Source organism: Tolypothrix sp. PCC 7601 (genome assembly GCF_025677855.1).
In the GTDB taxonomy this organism is placed as follows: Bacteria; Cyanobacteriota; Cyanobacteriia; order Cyanobacteriales; family Nostocaceae; genus Aulosira; species Aulosira diplosiphon.
Genome location: NZ_CP064879.1, coordinates 908,538 through 928,295 on the forward strand (window position 1 = coordinate 908,538; position 19,758 = coordinate 928,295).

At 40.9% G+C, this 19,758-nt stretch carries 20 protein-coding genes; 10 read left to right on the plus strand and 10 right to left on the minus strand.

Annotated features, from left to right (window positions below; genetic code table 11):
* Positions 1-57: 57 nt before the first annotated feature.
* The 3 genes from HG267_RS03680 to HG267_RS03690 form a co-directional block, all read right to left on the minus strand.
* Complete coding sequence (locus HG267_RS03680; RefSeq protein WP_045870288.1) at positions 58-612, minus strand: hypothetical protein; 555 nt, start codon at positions 610-612, stop codon at positions 58-60.
* A gap of 159 nt (positions 613-771) precedes the next feature.
* Positions 772-1,635: a cyanoexosortase A gene (gene crtA / locus HG267_RS03685; RefSeq protein ID WP_045870289.1), complete on the minus strand. Its 864-nt coding sequence runs from the start codon at positions 1,633-1,635 to the stop codon at positions 772-774.
* A gap of 749 nt (positions 1,636-2,384) precedes the next feature.
* Positions 2,385-4,553, minus strand: a complete 2,169-nt coding sequence (locus tag HG267_RS03690; RefSeq protein WP_045870290.1) for a hypothetical protein — start codon at positions 4,551-4,553, stop codon at positions 2,385-2,387.
* A gap of 87 nt (positions 4,554-4,640) precedes the next feature.
* Between HG267_RS03690 and HG267_RS03695 the strand changes: the two genes are divergently transcribed.
* From HG267_RS03695 to HG267_RS03710, 4 genes are all read left to right on the plus strand, one after another.
* Positions 4,641-5,957, plus strand: a complete 1,317-nt coding sequence (locus HG267_RS03695) for a proton extrusion protein PcxA (protein ID WP_045870291.1) — start codon at positions 4,641-4,643, stop codon at positions 5,955-5,957.
* 110 nt (positions 5,958-6,067) lie between these two features.
* The gene (locus HG267_RS03700; protein WP_155539219.1) at positions 6,068-6,214 is read left to right on the plus strand and encodes a hypothetical protein; all 147 of its coding nucleotides are present in this window, start codon (positions 6,068-6,070) and stop codon (positions 6,212-6,214) included.
* A gap of 784 nt (positions 6,215-6,998) precedes the next feature.
* Positions 6,999-8,261 (plus strand): murein transglycosylase A, encoded by a 1,263-nt coding sequence (locus HG267_RS03705; RefSeq protein WP_045870292.1) that lies wholly within the window; start codon positions 6,999-7,001, stop codon positions 8,259-8,261.
* Positions 8,262-8,641: 380 nt separating this feature from the next.
* Positions 8,642-9,094: a PIN domain-containing protein gene (locus tag HG267_RS03710; protein WP_081584005.1), complete on the plus strand. Its 453-nt coding sequence runs from the start codon at positions 8,642-8,644 to the stop codon at positions 9,092-9,094.
* A gap of 17 nt (positions 9,095-9,111) precedes the next feature.
* Here HG267_RS03710 and HG267_RS03715 read toward each other — a convergent pair whose 3' ends face one another.
* A complete protein-coding gene (locus HG267_RS03715) occupies positions 9,112-9,444 on the minus strand; it encodes a helix-turn-helix transcriptional regulator (protein WP_045870294.1) in 333 nt (110 codons plus the stop codon).
* Positions 9,445-9,683: 239 nt separating this feature from the next.
* On the opposite strand from HG267_RS03715, the gene HG267_RS03720 reads away from it, so the two are divergent.
* Positions 9,684-10,274: an HD domain-containing protein gene (locus HG267_RS03720; protein ID WP_045870295.1), complete on the plus strand. Its 591-nt coding sequence runs from the start codon at positions 9,684-9,686 to the stop codon at positions 10,272-10,274.
* Positions 10,275-10,546: 272 nt separating this feature from the next.
* Here HG267_RS03720 and HG267_RS03725 read toward each other — a convergent pair whose 3' ends face one another.
* Positions 10,547-11,218: a biotin/lipoate A/B protein ligase family protein gene (locus HG267_RS03725; protein WP_081584015.1), complete on the minus strand. Its 672-nt coding sequence runs from the start codon at positions 11,216-11,218 to the stop codon at positions 10,547-10,549.
* A gap of 516 nt (positions 11,219-11,734) precedes the next feature.
* A complete protein-coding gene (locus HG267_RS03730; RefSeq protein ID WP_045870296.1) occupies positions 11,735-12,214 on the minus strand; it encodes a YbjN domain-containing protein in 480 nt (159 codons plus the stop codon).
* Between the two features lie 237 nt (positions 12,215-12,451).
* Here HG267_RS03730 and HG267_RS03735 point away from each other — a divergent pair, with 237 nt between their 5' ends.
* Genes HG267_RS03735 through HG267_RS03745 form a run of 3 tightly spaced genes read left to right on the plus strand, consistent with a single transcriptional unit; the run spans position 12,452 to position 14,164 of the window.
* The gene (locus HG267_RS03735) at positions 12,452-13,504 is read left to right on the plus strand and encodes an aromatic ring-hydroxylating oxygenase subunit alpha (RefSeq protein ID WP_045870297.1); all 1,053 of its coding nucleotides are present in this window, start codon (positions 12,452-12,454) and stop codon (positions 13,502-13,504) included.
* A gap of 32 nt (positions 13,505-13,536) precedes the next feature.
* A complete protein-coding gene (locus tag HG267_RS03740; protein WP_045870298.1) occupies positions 13,537-13,881 on the plus strand; it encodes a type II toxin-antitoxin system RelE/ParE family toxin in 345 nt (114 codons plus the stop codon).
* Complete coding sequence (locus HG267_RS03745; protein WP_045870299.1) at positions 13,868-14,164, plus strand: DNA-binding protein; 297 nt, start codon at positions 13,868-13,870, stop codon at positions 14,162-14,164. The genes HG267_RS03740 and HG267_RS03745 overlap by 14 nt, the downstream gene beginning before the upstream one ends.
* A 260-nt stretch (positions 14,165-14,424) precedes the next feature.
* Here the strand turns inward: HG267_RS03745 and HG267_RS03750 are convergent, their stop codons facing one another.
* Positions 14,425-14,694, minus strand: a complete 270-nt coding sequence (locus HG267_RS03750; protein ID WP_045870300.1) for a GlsB/YeaQ/YmgE family stress response membrane protein — start codon at positions 14,692-14,694, stop codon at positions 14,425-14,427.
* Positions 14,695-15,521: 827 nt separating this feature from the next.
* Between HG267_RS03750 and HG267_RS03755 the strand changes: the two genes are divergently transcribed.
* A complete protein-coding gene (locus tag HG267_RS03755; RefSeq protein WP_081584006.1) occupies positions 15,522-16,751 on the plus strand; it encodes a DUF4336 domain-containing protein in 1,230 nt (409 codons plus the stop codon).
* An 88-nt stretch (positions 16,752-16,839) separates the two neighbouring features.
* Here the strand turns inward: HG267_RS03755 and HG267_RS03760 are convergent, their stop codons facing one another.
* Genes HG267_RS03760 through HG267_RS03770 form a run of 3 tightly spaced genes read right to left on the minus strand, consistent with a single transcriptional unit; the run spans position 16,840 to position 18,687 of the window.
* The gene (locus HG267_RS03760; RefSeq protein ID WP_045870302.1) at positions 16,840-17,517 is read right to left on the minus strand and encodes a class I SAM-dependent methyltransferase; all 678 of its coding nucleotides are present in this window, start codon (positions 17,515-17,517) and stop codon (positions 16,840-16,842) included.
* A gap of 41 nt (positions 17,518-17,558) precedes the next feature.
* Positions 17,559-18,104 carry a GNAT family N-acetyltransferase gene (locus HG267_RS03765; protein WP_235623046.1) on the minus strand — a complete coding sequence of 182 codons (546 nt, stop codon included), beginning with the start codon at positions 18,102-18,104 and terminating at the stop codon, positions 17,559-17,561.
* A gap of 28 nt (positions 18,105-18,132) precedes the next feature.
* A complete protein-coding gene (locus HG267_RS03770; protein ID WP_045870304.1) occupies positions 18,133-18,687 on the minus strand; it encodes a pyridoxamine 5'-phosphate oxidase family protein in 555 nt (184 codons plus the stop codon).
* A 93-nt stretch (positions 18,688-18,780) separates the two neighbouring features.
* Here HG267_RS03770 and HG267_RS03775 point away from each other — a divergent pair, with 93 nt between their 5' ends.
* Positions 18,781-19,734 (plus strand): 1-aminocyclopropane-1-carboxylate deaminase/D-cysteine desulfhydrase, encoded by a 954-nt coding sequence (locus tag HG267_RS03775; RefSeq protein WP_045870523.1) that lies wholly within the window; start codon positions 18,781-18,783, stop codon positions 19,732-19,734.
* Positions 19,735-19,758: the final 24 nt, after the last annotated feature.

Genomic DNA, 19,758 nt, shown 5'->3' on the forward strand with positions numbered 1-19,758 from the left:
AAATTTATCTTTCGCGAACATTATTTGAAAATTATTTCATCCCATGTTTGTGCAACGTTAATTATTTTCCTCATCCTTGCACATAGTGGCTGTCAAACTATAATTGTCTACCTGAACCCAGCTATCCTGACTAACCGCCCAGTATCCGGTAAAAATGTTGTATTCAGATTCATTGCCTGTGACGAATTTTATTGTTAAAGGGATGTATTGAGATAAGCTACCAAACTTTAATTCTACTAGCGAATTTTTATTACTATCTCGCACTCCAAATTCACCATCTGTGACATTACCGGATGTCCGCACGTAGGCTTTTAATTCATACTCGGCATTAGGTTGTAGCTTAACTCTTTGGCTAATACCATTCCAGCCCGAAAAATTTCGCATCCAGACGTTATTTTTACCAGAATTGCTATTACCTATTTCTCTATCAACTCCTACTTGACCTTCTGCTTCCCAAGGACTGTTGAGTGTTGGGCTAGCCTGTTGTTCAAAGTCACCATCTAATAGGAGAGTAGGACAAGTTGCTTTTACTGTAGCAGAACTAAAATTGCAACTAATTAAAGTGGTAATAAATAGTGCAAATTTGCTGAACAAGAAGTTTTTGCTAGCCATATTTTGTTGTTCTCTTCCCCCAGGGTTATTACCTAAGCACAAGAGTATATAGTATGCCTGCAAAATCAGCTTGAGGACAATTACTTAGGCTTCGGGTGAGAGACGCGATGAATTGCGTCTCTACAAGAGTCAAATCCCTCATTCCCCAGTCCCCAGTCCCTAGTCCCCACTTAAAGACTTCTCTAAATTCTCAGCTTGTTGCTCTTCTTGCTTGAGCAGAAACATATAAACTAAACCAAAAATCACGATACCCAAAACGCCATAGGAATAGGAAGCTTGTCCTCCATGCCAACTTTCAAAGGCAGCTTTGTTAGTTCCTTGCATGACAGCTAACATAGCAATTCTGACTCCATTAATGACAAATCCTAAGAGAATGGCAAAAATGGGTACAAAGAAGCGCTTCTTTTTTGCGATGGGGAACATGACCAGCGCAATAATAGATATCCCTAATATATAGTTGATGGTGTCTATGCCAGAACAACTATGAACAACTTTGATGCTCCCAGTTGGTAAATAGATATTCACTCCATTAATCCTGACATCAAAGCCTGCATACCACAAAAGCAGGCTGCCAAATTTGGCACTCAAAGGAGAAATATCAAATAATAAATCGGAAACTACAGCCGGAACTCCTAGGAAAAATAAAATTATTAGTTCTTCCCAATATTGCTTTAATCCCTTAAACCCTGAAGCTAGTAAGCTAACGGCAAAAGCGGAAGTAAATGATAAAAGCCGTAGGGTATGTTCTAAATTTTGTGTGGCACTTTGCCATAACACCCAAGTAATTAATAGCAAGCCAATAATGGTAGAAAAAACATCACTTTCAAAGCGTAATGTATGACGTTTGTCCCATAATAAAGAGCCTGTAGCGAATAAAAACAAAATACTCATTCCTAAATGGCCAATATCATGAGCTTTCCACACTAAGGTGAGACATATCGCCTCTAGAGCAGCTGTAATACTTAACAGCCAAAATGGTTCTTGTCTGAGAATTTTAGGTGAGATGATACTAGTCAAATTCATGGCAAGATTGGGTTTGGTAATTGCAAAATCATAGATTTTAAATAAGATATTTATTAAATATAATCCAGTTTAGTTATTAGTATAATCGAGAATATTTGATAATAAATTATTGTCTAAATAGATTATTTTATATGAGGTTGATGCTTGAAAATATAAATTGCGTTTACCAAGAGCTAATATAGGAATCCGCTTTGATTCGGAGAAATTATTTGCGTAGGGAGGGAAGAGGGAACAGGGAATGGGGAACAGGGAAGAAGAAATAAAAGTGTACTTAGTTTTTTTCAAAAATCAAATATGAGTCCTATAGTTAACAATCAGGTGTTTAAAGAAGATTGAGATTGCTAAGGAAAAGTAATTTTATTGCTGAATATTTGATACTGTTCTCAATCATGTGCCAAGATTTGCGATCGCTCTCCTTTCTATTGATAGTTTCTAGGTAAAACATCAGTCACCATAAGTTTTTTACTTAACCTAAGTGTTATCCCCAGGACTAATGTAATAAATCTTTAAGTAAATAAACGGAAATTAAATAAATTATTTATAAAGTAATTAGACAAGCTAGATGAATTTTTTGTAAAGTCAACACTTGTAGAGGCGCAAAGACGCAAAGACGCGATGAATCCCGTCTGTACAAGAGTCAAGGGTTAAGGGTTAAGGGTTAAGGGTCAACGGTAAATAAATTATTTCTTCCTCATCCCCCTCATCCCCCTCATCCTCCTCATCCCCCTCATCTCCCAATCCCCAATCTTTTACACAGCAGCCTCAGATGTCACTGGTACACAAGCCTGAACTAAGGGTAAAAGCGGCCCTATTTGTTCTTGTCCATTGACGGCTAAGTCGCTATGACAGAGGTAAACTTTCTCGGAGACGCGGGAAAGTAAATCAGCCAAAATTCTTTGTAGTCGTTCTTGTTCGGCTGTTTGTTCATCTGCTGCTGTCCAAGGTACGCCTAATCTGTCTTGCAGAAATAAAGGTGCGCCAAATAATGTAGCTGCGCCACCTTTAGCCCACAGGGGTGAACTCGCATCTAGCCAAAAATGCCAACGGTGAAATCTTCTACTAGAACGGTATTGGAAGATGGTAGCTAGGGTAACAGCTTTTTTAGCGGGGCCGATGGGGCGTAAAGGATAGGGGTTGGCGGTAATGGTACCGCGTCGCAGCAGTTGAATAAATTCGCTGATAGTGGCTTCTGCAGCTGCGCGTGTGGGTGAATTATTTGGTTGCAGTCTGGTGTTAATTTCCCAGTAGTGTTGGGCGGTTTCTAGCAGTTCCCTTAAGGCTGCTAGTTGATCGTAGGGGGGATTGCTATCTTTACAAAGAAAATCTTGGACTGCTAGGTATAACAGGGAAATAGGGCTAGGAATTAAACGCTGTTCTTGTTGCGATCGCTGTTTTTCTAACCACTGTAATATCTCATTATAAGCTGTGGTGGCAGCATAGCCGATTCTATCCCAGCGCTCGAATGCTGTTACTGGTAGCAAGTTGGGGCGTTCGGGGTGGGGTTCAAAGCAATAGTCTGCTATTAACCCAGCGCGTACCGGGTCGATATCGCTGCTGATTTCGGAGGAATTATCGGCGGTTTTTTGTCTGCGACTCAAAACCACCAACATCTCAGCTACGGCATCTCTATCTACTAAGCGACCCAAGCCGGGATAAACTAGGGCAAGTATGGTGAGTAATGCCCGAATTGCAGGTGAACTAATTAAGGGGCGTTGGTCGTTGAGGGGTTCTACCAGAATATTTTGCTTGTTGAGGATTTCTATTAGGGTATAACGGGCGATCGCATCTAAACCAGGGGCGATGACTGCGACTTCTTGGGCTTCTACTTCTCCTGACTTGATGGCATCTACAATTACTTCTGCTGTTTGCCGCAAGAGTTGGGCGCGGGAGGTAGTTTGAATTGATTGTACTGTTTCTGGTAAGCTCAACATCACCGTTGGTTGTGTGGCTAATTCCATCATTTGGGTAGCTAATTGCATTGCCAAGGACTCACGGGAAGGGCCTACTAAGTTTTCGACATGACAGCGTGCTGCTAAGGCGGCTAAATAGTTGGGATCTGCACCTAATCCTAAACGCACTGCACCCTCTGGATTGTAGCTAAAAGCCCCGACAGCGCCTTGGTCTAACAAAACATCAAACAAATTACGGGCTATACCAGGATAATCATCTACATCATCTGCGAGTACAGCTTGGTAACGTTTCCTGAGTTGCTGTTGATATTGGGGATTAGGCAATAAATGCTGTTTGTACAGTTCGGTGATAATTCCGTAGGTAAGCAATCCCTTGTCTAAACACCAATCGCGCCACTCTAGCAATAAAGAGGCGAGAAATTCTGGCTCTAAATAGATGGGATTGTCTGCGAAACCGCTTGCTAAAATTGAGGAAATCTCTTCACAGGATTTGCCACTGTATGCTGCTAGTTGCAGTAAATCGAGGATGCGACGTACTAAACGATACTCATTCATTCCCGCACGGCGGAGAGTTTCTTCGTCTAAATGCGATCGCCAAAGTTTGGTGGCTAATTCCTGTTCGGTTTCGGGGCGCAATCTCACGGGGAATTGTGCTTTTAGCTTGAGTGATTGAATCAGTAAGGGCCAAAATAAAATGACTTCATCTTGAAAGAAGCCTAAAGGGGTCTTGGCTCTAACTGGATATTTACCCAGGGTTGCTGTAACAATTCTATCTCCTAGTTCTCTGCGATTATCATCATTGGCAGCCAACAGCAAAACGCCTGGTTCTGTTTGCCGTAAATCTAATCCTTTGGATAGTTGTTTGCCTTTTTTTTGTCTTTTTTGGGTAGTATAAAATGATCCGCTATCTTGGTTTTCGCCTTGTACCCAATCACAAAACTGTTTAACTAAACCTGTTGTTTTACCACTGCGGCTACCGCCAACAATCCATACAGAATCAAAAACCACAAGCCCTCTCTTTGTAGATTTGTTAGTATAATTCGTGCGTTAATTTAAGGTTAAGAATCACCAAATCATGCTGGATGATTGCCGACGATGAAGAACTCTGTTTTTGGCGAAAAAATTTACTCTTTCTTGCTGGGTCTTTACCGATGGTATTTACGCACACCAGAACGTTCTCTGGATGAGGCTTATAACGCGGCATTAAAAATTAAAGAGCTAGAAGATCAACATTTTAATGGTAATAAAATAGACCCCGATTTAGCCATGTACAGTAATAATGTCATGGATTATTTTGAGGCAGACTTGAGAAAGCAATTAAAAATTGCGCGGATGCGACTAACAGAGTTTAAAGGTAGTCGGTGGTTTTTAAATGAGGGAAATCAAAAGGCTGCGAATAAAGCAGGTGTAGAATATCCTGAACCTTACATAATATTAGAAAAGCTCAGTTTTATCGACCAAATTATTTCTAAATATACTATTTTGGATGAAGAACCGAGTTCGCTGACTGTAGTCGATAGAACTCCGAAAGTTCCTACTGATGCAACGATTAATCCCCCAATAATCACTAAACAAAAAGTTCCAATACCCGAGAGAAAAAAGCCTCAAGGAAAAGCAAATACAACGGGAATTTTGCCCCGTTCAATTTTAAGTACGATTACTCGTCTGCAAGTAGAATTAGACCCCAATTCGGAACAAGATGTAGTTCAAAATTTTCGCCAGACGCAAAAAAGAACCATCATATCTATTAGGTTTATTTTACTGTTAATTATTGTACCACTTTTAACACATCAACTAGCAAAAACATTAATAGTTGGCCCTTTAATTGAACATTTTCGCGGTTCAGAAGCTGTGCAAATTTTCATAAATGCGGAAATGGAAGAGGAAGCGTTAGCTACCCTAGAAAGATTTGAAGAAAGGCTAAAATTTGAGAATTTGATTACCAAAGCACCGCCAATATCTACCGAAGAATTGGAAACTCACATGAAAGAGAAAGCAGGTGAGATTGCTGAGGAATTCCGCGAAGAAAGCGCGAATGCGATTAAAAATGTGTTTGCAGATATTTTTTCTGTAGGGGCGTTTATTTGGCTGTTGCTTGTTAGTAAATCTTCTATCGTGACTATCAAAGAATTTTTCGATAATATCGTCTATGGTTTGAGTGATAGCGCTAAGGCATTTATTATCATTTTGTTCACTGATATATTTGTAGGGTTTCACTCCCCGCATGGTTGGGAAGTAATTTTAGAAGGGGTGTCCCGCCATTGGGGTTTACCTGCAAATAGAGATTTTATCTTCTTATTTATTGCTACGTTCCCGGTGATTTTAGATACGATTTTCAAATATTGGATTTTCCGTTACTTAAACCGGATATCGCCTTCTGCGGTGGCGACTTATCATAATATGAATGAGTAAGGGAATAGTGTTTTGTAGCGTGTGTTACGGCTACGCCTAACGCACGAAAGGCTTGTTAAAGATGCGTTACGCTATCGCTAACGCATCCTACATAAATTTCAAAAATAAATATGAGTCTGATAACCATGCAATTGGAGTTGAGAAAAAGTGCGATCGCAAAAACGAAAATGCGATCGCAATTTTTTTGTCAGCCATTAGCCACAACACTGGCTGAATCTGTTGACAGGAGAAAGCAATGGCTATTTTTGAGCAAGTAAATAGCCTAAATTTTTGCGGAAAACACCAAAATGAGTACGCGATTTACCGAAATGAGTAGGCGTAAAAGCTTTTTACCTGCATAAAATACCGCAATGAGTGCGTGATTTACCAAAATGAGTAAGCGTTAAGGCTTTTTGAGTAGGCGATAAGGCTTTTTGCTTGCGGAAAACACTAAAATGAGAGGGCAATAAGGCTTTTTGGGTAGATAAAATGGCTTTTTAAGTAGGTAAAATGGCATTTTGCTTACTGGAAACAGCCAAACGAGAAAGTTACAAGCCTTTTTGTTTACTCACCGTATCAAAATTAGCACCTAATTTATAGAAATAATAAAGTGGGATTGGGGACTGGGGATTAGGAAGATGAGTGGTAGCGTGCTAAGGCTCAGTGGTGTCAACTTAACTTGAAACCCGTCTGGTTGAAAGGTTTCGCCCTCACCCCCAGCCCCTCGCCCTGTGGGAGAGGGGAGCAAGAGATTTAGTTCCCCTTCTCCTGCGGGAGAAGGGGTTAGGGGATGAGGGCGCGAGGTATTTGTGCAACGCCCGCCCCATATCGCTTTTAGCTTAAGTTGACACCAATGAGCATTGCCCTCACCCTAAATCCCTCTCCCAGAGGGAGAGGGACTTTGATATCGGCTCCCCTTCTCCCAATTTCGGGAGAAGGGGCTGGGGGATGAGGGTAAGTTTTGTATTCGTTTGAGAAAGTGCGATCGCCACAAATTGAACTACGATGTCTACGACAGGCTACGCCTGGGCTGTTGACTCTTGACAAATAACTTATTTTTTAATGCTAAATAAACTTACAACTATTTCTCTGAGCCTACCTGTTGTGCTGTTAACGTTCCTAGTGGGGATGCCATCTTTGGGACAATTAAAACTCAGTCCCGCAGAATGTCAACTGAAAAAATGGTATCTTCCTGAATCATCTGCCGCCAATTCTCAGCAGAAATTACCAGTATTAATTCCCAGAGTCCCAGTTACTTGCTGTGAAGATGATAGTTCCTGTGTGGATCAGGCGATTTATCAAGTTGAAAATGGACAACCAGCGCACAAAAAAGCGCTGTTACAGTCGATAGATCGTAGTCTGCGCTATTTACAAACACCCAGGGCGGAAGCGGCTTATCAAAATTATCAGGTACCAGGAATTACACGCGATCGCATTTACAAAAGTTTGATGCGATTCCGTCAGCTGCTACTAACGACAAATTCCGCAGCTGCATTGCATACAGCCATATCTAAAGAGTTTGTACTTTATCAGTCAATTGGTAAGGATAGCAAAGGTTCAGTTTTGTTCACTGCCTATTATGAGCCAATGTATACAGCTAGTCGTGTACCGACGGCAGAATACCGCTATCCTGTTTATAAATTACCTCCCGATTTAGATTCCTGGAGCTTACCGCATCCTACACGCCTGGAATTAGAAGGAGCTGACGGTTTGCAAGCTTCAAAGGGGAAACTGCGCGGCTTAGAATTATTTTGGTTTCGCGATCGCCTGGAACCATACATGGTGCAAATTCAAGGTTCTGCGAAATTGCAACTAACTGATGGTACGCTTACAAGTATTGGTTATGCAGGCAACATTGCGTATAATTACAAAAGTATTGGGCGAGAATTGGCGAATGATGGCAAATTACCGTTACAAGGAATGACTATGCCCATAATTCTCGACTATTTCCAAAAGTATCCTCAAGAATTGAACGTATATATTCCTCGCGATCCCAGCTTTGTGTTTTTTCAAGAAACCAAAGGCGCACCTGCACAAGGTTCCATTGGGCAACCACTGACGGCAGAACGTTCCATTGCTACAGATAAATCTCTCATGCCTCCAGGTGCTTTAGCACTAATTCGCTCTGAGTTTCCCTTTGCCGATAGTACTGGTAAATTAGAGCATCGAGTTGTCAGCCGTTACGTACTCGATCAAGATACAGGTGGGGCAATTAAAGGCCCTGGTAGGGTAGATTACTTTTTGGGGACTGGCAAAATAGCAGGCGATCGCGCTGGAGTCACAGTCAGCAATGGACAATTATTTTATCTATTACTTAAGCCTTAAAAATAAATTTCTTGTGAATTTTCAGCAGCTAAATGTTGCTAAAATTGCAATTTTATTTCGGAACTTTTAAAAGCATTCTTCGTCATTGAATTTAGGTATTATTACAAACTTGTTCTTGCTTTGATTATGAGCATGAATGTTATTTGTAATAACACCTATTGTTCGATTACCGCCACATAAATTCCAAAGTTAAAAATCAAAAGTCAAAAATCTTAAGGCTGTGATTTGATAATTTTGGTTTCTGGGAATCGGTCTAAATATGTACGCCAATCTGTACGAGGAAGTTTTGATTGTTGCGCTTATTCTTGCCTTTAGCATCTATTCAACGGTCAAATTTCAGGCAATGGCACTAAATTTATCAGTTTACAATAGGGGTTAACGTGCTAAGAATTTTAGTTGATGCCGATTTAATCTTAGAAGCTTTAATGAATCGCTACAACTGCGTAGAAGATGTTAGCAATCTCTTAGATGTAGCCCATCCTTTGGTGCAAATATATATAACTGATATCGGTTGGCAAAGGATCTCCAATTATATTAGTCGCCTGCAAAATTCTCAGATAGCTGAGATAGTAATTAATTGGTTACAAGAAAAAATCCAAATTTGCCCAGTAGACAACAGCATCTTACAACAAGCTAGAGTCTCACCCCTGCAAGATTTTGACTCTGCTGTAGAATTAGTTTGTGTGAGCGATCGCCTTCTTCATGCCATTGTTACTCACAAGCCAGATAATTTTGCAGACGCACCGAATAAAGTGGTGATTTGGTCAATGACAGAATTGTGGGTACGCGCAAATTTAGAGATGAAATATATGTATGCGGGAAAAGTAATTTAATCCCGCATACAAAAAAGTCAAGTTGATGAGGGTGTACGAGAAGAAGCGATCGCGATCGCCACATCCTCACGAGTTCCACCTACAGTTAAAATTGTCCGAACCATCAAATCTAGAGAAACAGACGGATCGCCTGCTTCCATTTTTGCGACTCTTGACTGACTAGAATTAATTTTTTTGGCTAAATTCGCCTGAGAAAGATTATGTTTGAGACGTAATTCTTTCAAATATCTACTTAAAGATAATTTCATCTCAATAAAAGCTTCTTCCTCAGGGGAAAGTTCTAGAAAGTCAGATGCATTTCCTACACGCCAACCTGCTGCTTCTAGTCGTTGGCGTTTAGCTGTATCCATAAGTCAGTTGTTTAGTTAGTGAATAAATTAACTATCCTGAGACATTCTGTCATATAACTTTAACCGTTTCTGACAGTTTTGAATCACCCGTTTGGGTGTTTTTTACTCAGATAATAGCAATTTGAAAAAAGAAGGCGAAAGATTGTAGGGGCATGGCACTGCCATGCCCTCTAGAATATATTGATGTGTCGCAAACATGATTTGAATTGGTATTATTAGGGTGTTTTTGAGAAACTCTCGTGCAAACCGACAGACTGACGCAACAAATTCAATTCATCATCGAAATCGATCGCTTAAAGCAAATACTCCGCCAAACCCTGCTGATAGATGGTTCGCGCCAAGAAAACAGCGCAGAACATTCTTGGCATTTAGCAATAATGGCGATGACGTTAGCAGAATATGCACCGGATGGTGTTGATATTGTCCAGGCGATCAAAATGCTCTTGATTCATGATTTAGTAGAAATTGATGCTGGCGATACCTTCTGCTACGATGTGCAAGCTAATTCCAGTAAGGCAGAGAAAGAATTACAAGCAGCATCGCGGCTATTTGGAATTTTACCCACAGATATCGGTAGTGAATTACGTTCACTGTGGGATGAATTTGAAGCCGGGGAAACACCCACTGCTAAGTTTGCCGCAGCTTTAGACCGGATACAACCTTTACTACACAATCAACAAACAAAAGGTGGTACTTGGCGCATTCATGGTATCAGACGTGACCAAGTTATGAAACGAGTCGCACCCATAGAAACAGGCGCGCCAGAACTCTGGCCTTTTGTGCTGCAATTAATAGAAGATTCTGTGTTAGCTGGATATTTAATTTCTTGAAAATGGGCATAGGGCATAGGGCATGGGGAAGACAGATTTTTATGCTTATACCAATTTAAATAATGTTTGCGGCAGATCAATTCTTTGTAGGGGCACGGCATCCACAATCTTTTGGTATATCAAATTATCTTACTGGTGCCGTGCCCTTACCAACCCATCTGTCGCGTTCTTTTTTCAAAATGGTATTAGTTATGCCAAAACCTGGCGTTAATGGCTAACTTGATAGAACCAAGAAAACATTTAATTACCAATTACCCATTACCCCTTCCCCATTACCCCTTCCCCATTCCCAAAATCTCCTCCCATTCTGCTGGCGAGAGAGGTTCCACAACCAACTCCATCTCAAAGCGATCGCTTGCGGCAGCCATCAAAGCTGTAATAATTGATTCTACACTCAAATGCTGGGGTAATTGTACCTGCGTCCAAGATTCTGCACCAAATACCTGAGCAAATAATTCCGCATCTTGGTTTAAGCGGATGGAACCATGTTGTAAAATTGCCCCAGCGCGTCGCAGTTGGGCGCTACCAATGAGTTTACCGCCATCGCTGAGGACTAAATCTGCACCAGTAGCAGTCCCAAAACAGTTAGGGTTATGAATATAGCCTCGCCCCGCAGTACCATAGTGCAATTCTACGCCGAGCGATCGCCAACCTTGAATTAAAAACTCGCAAATTTTTTGGTATGCTTGCAAGCGATCGCCTGGTAATCCAGATGTAACGACAGTATAAGTTAAATCGCCTTGGTGCAATACTGCTCTGCCACCACTGGGACGGCGGACAATATCTAATTTTTCACCTTGCCAACTTAAATTTTCCCAGAATTGTGGATATTGGCGTTGATGATAACCTAAAGAAATCGCGGCTGGCGACCAAGTATAAAATCGCAGTGTTGGGGGATGGTTTCCAGTCTGGTGCTGTTCTAGTAACCAGCTGTCAATTGCCATTTGTACTTTACCAGCAGCTGCTAGTAAGGGAATTAGTCGCCAAGTTTTAGAGTTCAAGAGTCGGAAGTTGGTGATTGGAAGTGAAACTTTCGAGTTCAGAAGGTGAACGTTGAAGCTTGGAAGTGAAACTTTCGAGTTCCGAAGGTGAACGTTGAAGCTTGGAAGTAGAACTTTCGAGTTCCGAAGGTGAACGTTGAAGCTTGGAAGTAGAACTTTCGAGTTCCGAAGGTGAACGTTGGAGATTGGAAGGCGAACCTTCGAGTTCAGAAGGTGAACGTTGAAGCTTGGAAGGCGAACTTTCGAGTTCAGAAGGTGAACGTTGCAGGTTGGAAGGCGAACTTTCGAGTTCCGAAGGTGAAAGTTCACAATTTTTTCTAAATTTATCACTCCTCAAACACAGCCAATTCCCAAAATATCAAAATTGTAAGGGCACGGCACCGATTCAATGTTGATTTTACCGAAAGTCTTTGGATGCCGTGCCCCTACTTGCCAGATAAATAAAGCTTTAGCGATGATTTATGCTGCGCCGAACTTAGATTGTAAGGCTTCGTCGTTGTTATCTGCGATAGTTGCCACAATTGTAATGAGGCGGGAGACTTCGCCGGGAGATAATTCTGCTAGTGTTCTTGTGGAGATGACGACAACTTGGTTTTCGATAATGCCGAAACGTGCTTCAAAGGTGCTGCTACAGTTTAACTCTAGTAAATATCGCATCAATTCCGGTTCATTTTTCGCAGGTAACTTCAATACCGTAGACCATACCGTGATTGTATCCTCATCACTTGTACCACTCAGTTGGACAAAGACTTCCACACTCCCGTATTTAAACTTCCACTGATAATTACCGTCTGGGGTTTGGCTAACCATTGCACTGTCATCTTGTTCCAAGCTATCGATGACATTTTCAATAACTTCTACATGGTTAATACTCGCAGTTTCCGCAATGAGATTCTCGACGAGTTCGTTGTTGGGTAGGGTTTCTTGGTAACTTGTCATACAGATTTTTAGTTGAATATCGTTACTGATTTATCTACACATACTTTATAGCTTGTCAACGCAACTAGTTTTAGCTCCTAAGGTGATAGTCTGGTCTTCAGCCAAGTCAGGATGAAGGGGAAAAAGGGAAAATGAGAAAAGGGAAAGGGGAAAACAACAACCATTCACCCTTAACCCTTACCCTTTTACCAAACCTATTTCACTTTGACTGAAAACGCCTACTAAGATTACGCGCCTATGTCTTCTGTGTTTGAAACTCTGCAAAGTCGTGATGTTCGTCAGTTGGGAATTAACCCGAATCACTGGTATGTAGTTGCTCGTAGTAGTGAAGTCACAAATCAGCCTGTAGGTGTGGTAATTTGGCAACAGGCGATCGCGCTTTATCGAGATAGTAGCGGCAAAGTTCACGCTTTAGAAGACCGTTGTCCTCATCGCCAAGTTAAACTCAGTCATGGGCAAGTCGTTGGTAATGACTTGGAATGTGCTTATCACGGTTGGCGTTTCGATGCATCGGGTGAATGTTCAGCCGTTCCCTACCTAGCAGAAAATCAAAAACTCCCAAGTTGTAAAATTCGCCGTTACCAAGTCAAAGAACAAGACGGTTTCATTTGGCTGTTCCCTGGAAACGCAGAACCATCTGTAGAACCTCTTGGTTTACCGGAATGGGAACATCTTAATTACATTGCCACAGTTTCAATTATTAACTGTAATGCTCATTATTCTTATTTAATTGAAAACCTGATGGATATGTATCACGGACATTTACATCAGGATTTGCAAGCTTGGGCATCAGCAGCTTTACAAGATATTGACGAAGATACTAATCGTGTAGATGCTCATTATACAGCCCAAAGTTACTATAAAATAGACAAAATTTGGTCAATATCTCAGCTATTTTTCCCCGCATTGCGGCGATTACATCCCGAACCTTTAGATGTAAGTTACGTTTATCCTCATTGGGTTTCTACATTAGGAAAAGATTTTAAAATTTACTGTTTACTTTGTCCAATCAGCGCAACGCAAACCAAAGCTTATTTAATACATTTCACATCATTAAATGCCTTTTGGCGATTGCACAAATTACCTGTATGGTTTCGGCGGTTTGTCAAAGATAGCTTATTTGGTGCAGCGCAAAAGTTACTTGATGGTTTGGTAATTCAAGACGTGAAGATGATTGAAGAGGAACAGCAAGCTTATTTACAGAATCCCGATATACGGAATTACGAGTTAAATCGAGCCTTGGTAAGCGTGCAAAGACTAATGAGAATCCAGGCTGAAAAGATAGATTAATTTCTCAAGCGCTGACTAATGAAAATGAAATCATGGAAGTACAACCAAGAGAGATTAGACGCTACATAGCACCAGATGGCAAAATTCCCTTTACAGACTGGCTTGAATCTCTGCGAGATAGGAGAGCTAAGGCTAAAATCAAAGAGAGGCTAAAACGAGTCGGTCTGGGAAATTTAGGAGATTATAAATCAGTTGGAAGCGGTGTTTTTGAACTCAGGATTGATTATGGGCCTGGCTATCGAGTGTACTTTGGTCAAATAGGCTCAACGATTGTGCTTCTTCTTCTGGGTGGAGATAAAAGTACTCAAGAACAAGATATTCAAAAGGCGCAGGAGTATTGGTCAGAATATGAAGAGAGTGAAAATGCGGACAAGTGATAGCTATCAAGAATACCTGATCGAATCTCTTCAAGAACCTGAGGAGGCTGCTGCATATATTGAAGCAATATTAGAGGCTGAAAATCCTGAAAAAGAACTGCTATCATCAGCACTGAAAGATATCATTGATGCCAGGCTAAGAATGAACAATCTTTCAGAACAAGCACAAATAACCTGGGAACAACTAAACAAGATGTTGTTAGAAACTGGTGGCGCTGAGATTTATAATCTGTTGGTGCTACTCGATATCTTGGGGTTTAGAATATCGGTAAATATCAAATAATAATAGCACCCAATACTTATCGGTTAAGGGGAAAAGGGGAAGGGTAAAAGGGGCAAGAAAAAACATTTAACCCTTCCCCTTTCACCTTTTCCCCAAACCAAATTCCGAGTTGAAAATTCTTAACCGAGCAGTATTATAATAGCACCTACCTCACTTCAGGCAGGTGCTATATATTTCCATTTAATTTCAGGGATAAATAATATCTACAAAAGCTCCCTGAACTTTACTAATAAAGAATTATCAATTAATACCCTACGATTCTAGACAGCACTACGGTTCAATAAGTTCCACAGGAAAACAGCGATAAGTGCGCCAATCACAGCGACGATGATACCAGTAATGCTAAGAGTCGGAGCCGTTAAGGCAAGCGTCCCCGTAGTAAAGAATACACCTAAACTACCGCCAATAAAAGCACCGATGATTCCTAGCAGTATGGTTCCGAGGATTCCACCACCCTGATGACCTGGATAGATAGCCTTCGCGATCGCACCAGCAATTAGACCTAAAACAATCCAAGCAATTATGTTCATTGTTCCGACGTTGATTAAGTAACGTTTTTCTTTGACAATTAAACAATATCAATTTCTCCCCTCATCTTGAATCTGCCTTGGGAATCAACTATTCATCTACCTGAAGATTAATTACAAAGCTCCTACTACTTTTGATATATACAGCAGATTCGATAAGTAATGAGTAATGAGTAATAAGTAGTGAGTAATAGTAAATTTCCTACTCATTACTCATGATGTACCTCACTTACTGCAAAAGTGCTATATCTTTAATTGAGTAGTTAAAAATTTTAAGAAAAAGCTCCTAGCAGGTCTAAGACTAGGGGCTTACAAAATTATTGCTTGGTAATCGTAGTATATGTATTTATAGGTACATAGCTCCTCTACTTTAAGAGTTAAGCTTTACTATTTCTAAAGTATTGTTAACTTTAAGCAAAGATATTTTTAAATAAAAATCCGATAATTACTCTTCTCAATTCTTAAACAAGGCTGTGGTTAAAAATGCCTAAGACTTAGGTCATGGGTAATTGGAATTTATCCGATGATCTGTTGGCTGTTCTTATAGGATAAGAAGAAAAAAATTCTTTTGACTTTTAAGTAGAGACGCGATAAATCGCTTTGTTGCAACCCTTGATCGAATAAAAAAGGATACAAGCCCCCGGATTTATCCGTGGGGTCTTTAATTTTGAATTTTGAATTTTGAATTTTGAATTTTGAATTCGGAGCGCAGCGACGTGACCCTTAAAACAAGAATTTTGATGAAAACTATGTAATGGGGACAACAATTTGCTAAACTCCATCATCTGGAAGGCAAATAAAGCATTGGCAATTCAGGGGAGGGTCGCAAAGTGGCTCATGATGAACGTGCTGGAAGCGCAGAACTAATTCATCCGCAGGACTTTTCGTGGTTTTTCTGGTTTACTTTGCCACTCTACCCATACGGGGAACGGCGAACCATTCGTAAAGAAGTAATCAAAGATACAATCTGGACTTTTGACCAAATGCAGGGCATTTTCTATGTTGTTGTGCCCATTCGCATGACTGTTGTGAAGCTAAAAGCTGGCGGTCTGTTGGTATATGCTCCCGTAGCACCAACTTCAGAGTGTATCCGATTACTCAATGAGTTGGTGTCAGAACATGGTGATGTTAAGTATATTATTTTGCCAACTATCTCAGGATTAGAACACAAGGTTTTCGTCGGCCCCTTCGCGAGATTCTTTCCGCAAGCACAGGTTTTTGTTGCTCCTAGCCAGTGGAGTTTTCCGTTGAATTTGCCACTGAGTTGGCTGGGGTTACCCCGCAAACGCACTCAAATCCTTCCCGCAGACAGCAAAAATACACCTTTTGCTGAAGAGTTTGACTATGCGATCCTTGGCCCCATAGAATTAGGCCCTGGTAGGTTTGCAGAAGTAGCATTTTTCCACAAGCGATCGCGCAGTTTATTAGTCACAGATGCGGTAATATCTGTTCCAGAAGAACCACCTGCGATCGTGCAATTAGACTCATATCCCTTGTTATTCCATGCTAAAGATCATGCAGGTGACATCGTTGCAGATAATCAAGCAAACCGCCGTAAAGGATGGCAACGGATTGCGCTATTTGCATTGTATTTTCGCCCCAGCGTGTTGGATATCCCTGGATTAGGTGAAGTATTGCGTGATGCTACCAAAGCCCCAGAACGTTCTAAAAAAGCTTATTTCGGCTTATATCCATTCCAATGGCAAGCTAATTGGCAACGTTCATTTGATGCCCTCAGAGGCGATGGACGTTTATTTGTCGCGCCAATTTTACAAACTCTCATTCTCAACCGCGCACCCCAAGAAACTATTGACTGGGCTGATAAAGTAGCAAGTTGGAATTTTGAATGGATTATTCCTTGCCATTTTGATGCGCCAATTAAAGCGCAACCGCATCAATTTCGCCAAGCATTCTCATTTCTAGAAAAGCAGCCAATAAGTGCAGGTTTATTGAACACTAACAGTTATCCCTTACCACCAGATGATTTTAAAACTCTTCAAGAAATTGACGAGAGTTTACATAAATTTGGCATTGTACCGCCAGCGAAGGATAAAGTGTAAGGTTGGGGACTGGGGATTAGGTAACAGCAGAGGAAACAGAAGAAAAATTCTCATTATTAATTACCAATTACCCATTACCAAACCCCTATTACAATTTTTCCCACACCACTGAATAACGCCAAAATAAATGCTTTCTGACTTTCGATCCTGTAAGGTATTGTGAGTAAATTTGTTGAGCTTGCGATCGCGTGAGATATTTATCTGTGCTACCATGTTCTCGCCATGCTGCTATTGCTTCTGGTGTAGGTCTGAGGCGTTTGTTCTTCCACAGATGCAATGTCCAATTTAATGGTAAAGCAATTAGATTGGGCAATATGTCTTCTATCCCTTTTGCTTCTACTAGGTCTAAAATTAACAGCTTACCACCAGGTTTGAGCGCAGACTTAATTTTAGGCAATAAGACATCTAATGGTAAATGATGCACTGTCGCAATTGAAGCGATCGCATCAAAATATTCCACTGGAAATTGCCATTGCAATATATCAGCAACTTGATACTTTATATTTGTGTAACATTGAGACTGTTGTTGAGCGACTTCAATCATTTTTGCAGAAAAGTCTACAGCAATTACTTCCTCGGCACGTTGCGCTAATAAGCGAGAAAACACACCTGTACCACAGCCGATATCTAGAATATTTTTACAGTTTGGCGGTAATTGCTGAACTAAGAAACTGTGATAGTGATTGTTATGATTCCATGCCAAAGGCGGAAGTAAAGCTAGCCTATCAAAATCTCGTTGAATTTTTTGATTTAGGAGCTCACTCATGATTAATGTAAAAAATAAAGTACTTATGTTGTGAATTAATTCTAGGTGAGATTTGATTTTGCAAAATCAATTTTCATAATGAAAGAAGTACCACCTACGCGGTTGATGATTTCAGTTCCCTCAACTACTTGCCAGCCCAATCTTTGATATAAATGTAAAGCGGGATTTGAGCTTCTAATGCTGAGTGATATTGATGGGTAATAGGCTGGTGCGATCGCTAATAAATGATGGAGTAACTGCGTACCTATGCCATGATTTCTATATTCGGGGAGAACTGCGATCGCAAGTTCGGGAGTTTCGTTATTAACATATCCATATCCCTTATTTTCCTCTGTCAATAACCGCAACCATGCAGCCCCTACTTGTTGATAGCTGGGTAACAAGCTAGCAACATAACCCGTATCTTTTTCATAATCCCAATTTTTCACATATTTTGCTAACTCTGGATTATTCATCAAATCTTCCATTGTTAAATTGCCTTCTTCTGATAAATGCGCTGCTTCATACAGCATCCGCCACAAAAAAGGCTCATCTTCTGGAGTAATTGGGCTAATTACATAATCCATCTTCAAATCCTGTGAACGCACAATTTATCTATTACCCCCTGTAGCAAACTTAAGGTAAATTGCTCAGTGGAGTAGGTAAACCATCAATACTCATCAGATTTTTCTGCTGTTGATATTCTTGAACTCCTTGTTCGCCTTTTTTAATTGCCCAATTAACTAAACTCTGGCGCTGGTCTTGATATTCATAAAGTGGTACGCCTAAGCCACAAGAAGTTTGCACCCGTTCAATATCAGCGATGATAATTTGACGAACTCCAGGTAAGGCAGGAAATAGAGGGGCAAAAGCATCCCACTCTGGAGAACCTGGTAAAATTACATACCCTTGCCCATACAAGCGCAAAATTTTTGGAGGTTCTTGAAAAGCGCAAAACAGAAAAGTAATTCGCCCATTTTCTTGTAGATGGGCTGAGGTTTCGTTACCACTACCAGTCAAATCTAAATACCCTACACGGTTAGGCGAAAGAATGCGGAAACTCTCTAGCCCTTTGGGGGACAAGTTAACGTGTCCTGTAGGACTCAAAGGCGCACTACCTACAAAAAACAGATGTTGGGTAGCAATAAATTCTTGTAATTCGTCAGTGATGCAGTCAAATAGTTTAGCCATAAAATTTTATTTGGTAATTGGTAATTGGTAATTGGTAATTGGTAATTGGTTTTATATTTGTCTACCTCATCCCCTTCATTCATCGTGGAAGAAATCTTTTCATTCGCACAACCTCCTACCATACAAACGATTGACAGTGCAATTGCTCGACAAGCTGGTGTTGATTTGTCTGTGCTACGCCTCGATGTTATGCATCCATCGGTGAATGGTAATAAGTGGTTTAAGTTGAAGTACAACCTGTTGGAGGCTAGACAGAAAAATTTTACGACGTTGCTGACCTTTGGTGGAGCTTATTCTAATCACATCTATGCTACTGCGGCGGCGGGAAATCTTTTTGGGTTTCGCACTATTGGTGTGATTCGGGGGGAAGAGCATTTACCCTTGAACCCTACACTGAGTTTTGCGGTTCAGCAAGGTATGCAAATTCTCTACATTGACCGTCAGAAATACCGACAGCGATATACAGCAGAACTGCAAGCAGAATTAAAAGAACGCTTTGGTGAAGTGTTCATTATTCCCGAAGGTGGCGGGAATTTGAACGGTGTGCGGGGGTGTATGGAAATATTATCGGGGGATGACGGAAAGAAGGGGACAAGGGGACAAGGGGAATCTTGGAAGCGACAATTTGATACTGTATGCGTGGCTTGTGGTACGGGCAGTACTTTGGCAGGAATTGTACTGTCACTGCAACCAGGACAGCGTGTTATTGGGTTTCCTGTGCTGAAAAATGGGGAATTTCTGGCTGAGGAAATAGATAGTTTCCTCAAAAATTATCGCGCCTCTGGTTTACCTGAAACCAAAAACGCGATCGCATCCTGGGAACTAATATGTAATTACCACATGGGTGGCTATGCCAAGGTGAACGATGAACTATTACTATTTGCCCAGCAGTTCACCCAAGAACACAGCATACCCCTTGATTATGTCTACACCGCCAAAATGTTTTATGGCGTAATGGATTTACTCAAGCAAGGATTTTTCCCCCCAGGTAGGCGTTTATTGTTAATCCACACTGGTGGGTTGCAAGGTAATTTGGGGAGGGAATAGGGATTGGGTATTGGGGACTGGGGA